This is a genomic window from Cognatilysobacter terrigena (assembly GCF_004361065.1).
Classification (GTDB): domain Bacteria; phylum Pseudomonadota; class Gammaproteobacteria; order Xanthomonadales; family Xanthomonadaceae; genus Cognatilysobacter; species Cognatilysobacter terrigena.
On record NZ_SELT01000080.1, the window covers coordinates 1 to 1,867 of the forward strand.

1 protein-coding gene and 1 rRNA gene are annotated in these 1,867 nt (G+C 62.0%); both read right to left on the reverse strand.

Going from position 1 to position 1,867, the window contains the following annotated elements; genetic code table 11:
• Positions 1-107 (reverse strand): 16S ribosomal RNA (locus EVS83_RS15445); the annotation flags it as partial.
• Between the two features lie 425 nt (positions 108-532).
• Positions 533-1,741: a tyrosine--tRNA ligase gene (tyrS, locus tag EVS83_RS15450; RefSeq protein WP_133502080.1), complete on the reverse strand. Its 1,209-nt coding sequence runs from the start codon at positions 1,739-1,741 to the stop codon at positions 533-535.
• Positions 1,742-1,867: the final 126 nt, after the last annotated feature.

Below are 1,867 nucleotides of genomic sequence, written 5' to 3' on the forward strand. Positions count from 1 at the left end.
CCCGTCCGCCGCTCGCCGGCATCCCGAAGGACCCGCTGCCGCTCGACTTGCATGTGTTAGGCCTGCCGCCAGCGTTCACTCTGAGCCAGGATCAAACTCTTCACTTAAGTTTTGCAACCAATCCCGAAGGATCGGCTAAAGCTTTGAAGTGCAGAGCCCGTCCAGGCATCAAAAACTCGCTTGCATTTGCATGCATGTAAATCTTTGTGCTTGGTACGAGACATCTGCGATGGACAGTCATCCACCACCAGACGCCCGCACAAGTCACCTGCGCACACTGTCAAAGATCACCAGACTTCGGCCTCAGCGCCTCGTCCCTTTTCCCTCTCGAACCGACCTCAGTCCGTCCGAGTGAGCCGCCCATTTTAGAGCAGTTTCGATCACTGTCAACACCCTGTGATCGAAGATTTTTTGCTTCCTGCCGGCTCGGGTTTGGCGCGTTTTGGCGCGTCGCCGTCATCAGCAGGGTCGACCATTATGGCGGGTCGACTCGTCGTTGTGAAGCCTTCGTGAGACGTCGCGTAGAAACGATTCAGGCGACCACGAGGCGAACACGCGCGAAGGTTCGTTTGCCGACCGCCAGTACGCCTTCGAAGCCCGGCGCGAACACGCGCGCTGCGTCTTCGAAGATGTCGCCGTCGACGCGAACCGCACGCTCCTTGAGCTTGCGATTCGCTTCGGAGTTGCTCGGCGTCAGGCCGGCGGCGGTCAGCAGTGCAGCGATACGCAAACCTTCTGCCGGAACGGCGACATCGGTCAGCGGCAGCTGCGCGACGTCGCCTTCCCCGCGTACCGCCGCATTCCAACCGGCGACCGCCTGCTCCGCGGCGGCTGCGCCGTGGAAGCGCGCCGCCAGTTCGCGAGCGAGGCGCATTTTGAGGTCGCGCGGATTGAGCGCGCCTGAATCGATATCGCCCTTCAGACGCTGCGCTTCGGCGATCGAGACCTCGAAGCTCAACAGGTCGATCCAGCGCCACATGAGCGTGTCGTCGATCTTCATCGCCTTGGTGACGATGTCGATCGCCGGCTCGTTGATGCCGATGTAATTGCCGAGCGACTTGCTCATCTTGTTGACGCCGTCGAGGCCTTCCAGCAACGGCATGGTCAACACGATCTGCGGCTTCTGGCCGTAGTGCTCCTGCAGGCCGCGGCCCATCAGCAGGTTGAACTTCTGGTCGGTGCCGCCGAGCTCGACGTCGGCCTTCAGCGCGACGGAGTCGTAGCCCTGCACGAGCGGATACAGGAACTCGTGGATGGCGATCGACTGGTGCGCGGCGAACCGCTTGGAGAAGTCGTCGCGCTCGAGCATGCGCGCGACGGTGTGCTGCGCGGCGAGCTTGATCATGTCGGCGGCGGACATCGCGCCGAACCACTCGGAGTTGAAGCGCACCTCGGTGCGGTCGCGGTCGAGCACCTTGAAGACCTGCTCGGCATAGGTCTTCGCGTTCGCCTCGACGTCCTCGCGGGTCAGCGGCTTGCGGGTGACGTTCTTGCCGGTCGGGTCGCCGATCATTCCGGTGAAGTCGCCGATCAGGAAGATCACCTGATGGCCGAGGTCCTGGAACTGCCGCATCTTGTTGAGCAGGACCGTGTGGCCGAGATGCAGGTCCGGCGCGGTTGGGTCGAAACCTGCCTTGATGCGCAGCGGGCGGCCATCTTCCAGCCGCTTGGCGAGCTCTTCGGGCTTGAGGATCTCGTCCGCGCCGCGGGCGATGAGGTCGAGGGCGTCCTGAATCGACATGGATCGGGTCTCACGAGGGGTCGCGACTTGCGACTCCCGTCCAGTGAAGGACGGGTGAAAAGTTAAGTGGACGTAAAACGGGCCTTGACGAAAAAAACCATTTACATCAATGGTTTGACGCACCGA

What these genes read in the sequence shown, in the direction of transcription:
- tyrS (WP_133502080.1), bottom strand. Translation starts at nt 1,741, where the DNA reads ATGTCGATTCAGGACGCCCTCGACCTCATCGCCCGCGGCGCGGACGAG.